1 protein-coding gene is annotated in these 1,718 nt (G+C 71.2%); it reads left to right on the plus strand.

Annotated features, from left to right (window positions below):
- Positions 1 to 73 precede the first annotated feature (73 nt).
- Positions 74 to 1,654 (plus strand): IS1182 family transposase, encoded by a 1,581-nt coding sequence (locus tag ACWCQS_RS46000; RefSeq protein ID WP_451009992.1) that lies wholly within the window; start codon positions 74 to 76, stop codon positions 1,652 to 1,654.
- Positions 1,655 to 1,718: the final 64 nt, after the last annotated feature.

The raw sequence follows: 1,718 nt of genomic DNA on the forward strand, positions 1-1,718 counted from the left end.
CTAGAAGGCTCATGAAGATCTTGGGGTTCTGGCCCCGCCGCGTGAGCGGCGGGGCCAGACTCGTTTCGTGGTGATGGGGGAATGGGCCGGGGAGACGGTCGGGCCGGATGTGTGGGAGACCTGCCGGGAGTTGATCCCGGCAGGGAGTGTGTTCGCGTTCCTGGCCGGGCACCGTGGTGCCCTGTTCCCGGCGGAGATGTTCGCGGACATGTACCCGTCGGCGAACGGGCGCCCGAGCATGCCGCCGCAGATCCTGGCCGCGGCGATCACGCTGCAGGCCCTGCACGGGCTGTCGGACTTCGAAACGGTCCAGGAACTGCGGTGTGACCTGCGGTGGAAGGCCGCGTGCGGGCTGGGCCTGAACGATATGGCGTTCGATCCGTCGTTGCTGGCCTACTTCCGTCGCCGTCTGGCCCGCTCTGCCCGGCCCGACCGCGTCTTCGAGGCCGTGCGCGAGGTGGTGAAGGCCACCGGGGTCCTGGGCGGCAGGCACCGGCGGGCTTTGGACTCCACCGTGCTGGACGACGCGGTGGCCACTCAGGACACTGTCACCCAGCTCATCGCCGCCGTCCGCGCGGTGATCCGCGAAGTCCCCCATGCCGCCGAGGTCGCGGCCGGTAAGTGCACCGCGCACGACTACACCGATCCCGGCAAGCCCCGTATCGCCTGGAACGACGAGCAGGCCCGCGCCGACCTCGTCGACGCGCTGGTCACCGATGCGCTGCGGCTGCTGGGCCACCTGCCCGACCAGCAGCTGGGCGAGAAGGCCGCGAACGCGGTCGGCCTGCTGGCGCTGGTCGCCGGGCAGGACGTGGAACCGGCCGAGGACTCCGACGGCCGCGACGGACGCTGGCGCATCAGCCAGGGGACCGCTCCAGGCCGCCTCGTGTCGACCGTCGACCCCGAAGCCCGCCACATCCACAAGACCCGCACCCACCAGCAGGACGGATACAAAGCCCACCTGGCCATCGAGCCCGAGACCGGCTTATACACCGCCGTCGCTCTGCGGCCCGGTGCCGGAGCCGAGCACCACGAGGCCACCGTCGGCCTGGACCTGCTGGCCGACGAGGAGAGTCCGGTGGACGCCTTCGGCGACACCGCCTACTCCGCCGGCGACATGCGCCAAGCCCTGCACCAGGCGGGGCACCGGCTGTTCTTCAAACCCGCCCCGCTGCGGCCCGCCGTCCCCGGCGGCTTCACCCTGGACGACTTCGCCATCGACACCGCCGCCGCCACGGTCACCTGCCCCGCCGGACACACCGTTGTGCTGTCCGACCCCAGCGGACAGCACAACCAGCGCAAGGCGGCCTTCAAGGACCTGTGCACCGGATGCCCGCTCCGCGAGCGATGCACCAAGGCCAAGGCCGGCCGCATCCTGACCATCCGCCCCCACCACGACCTCCAGGCCGCGGCCCGCCGCCAGGCCGCCACCGACCCGGACTGGCAAGCCGACTACCGGCGCTGGCGACCACCGGTCGAACGCGCCGTCGCCTGGCTCGTCCAGCACGGCAACCGCCGCCTGCGCTACCGCGGCACCATCGCCAACAACACCTGGCTCCACACCCGGGCAGCCGCCCTCAACCTCCGCCGACTGATCAACCTCGGACTCACCCACACCGGCGGCAGCTGGCAACTCGCCCCGGCCACCGCATAGCGAACAGGGGCTGCCCGGCCTATGCCCGGACAGCCCCTCACCAAGATCTTCATGAGTCTTCTAG

The organism is Streptomyces sp. NPDC002076, assembly GCF_053593835.1.

Coding starts and splice junctions, on each gene's coding strand:
- ACWCQS_RS46000 (WP_451009992.1), top strand. CDS start 74: ATGGGGGAATGGGCCGGGGAGACGGTCGGGCCGGATGTGTGGGAGACC.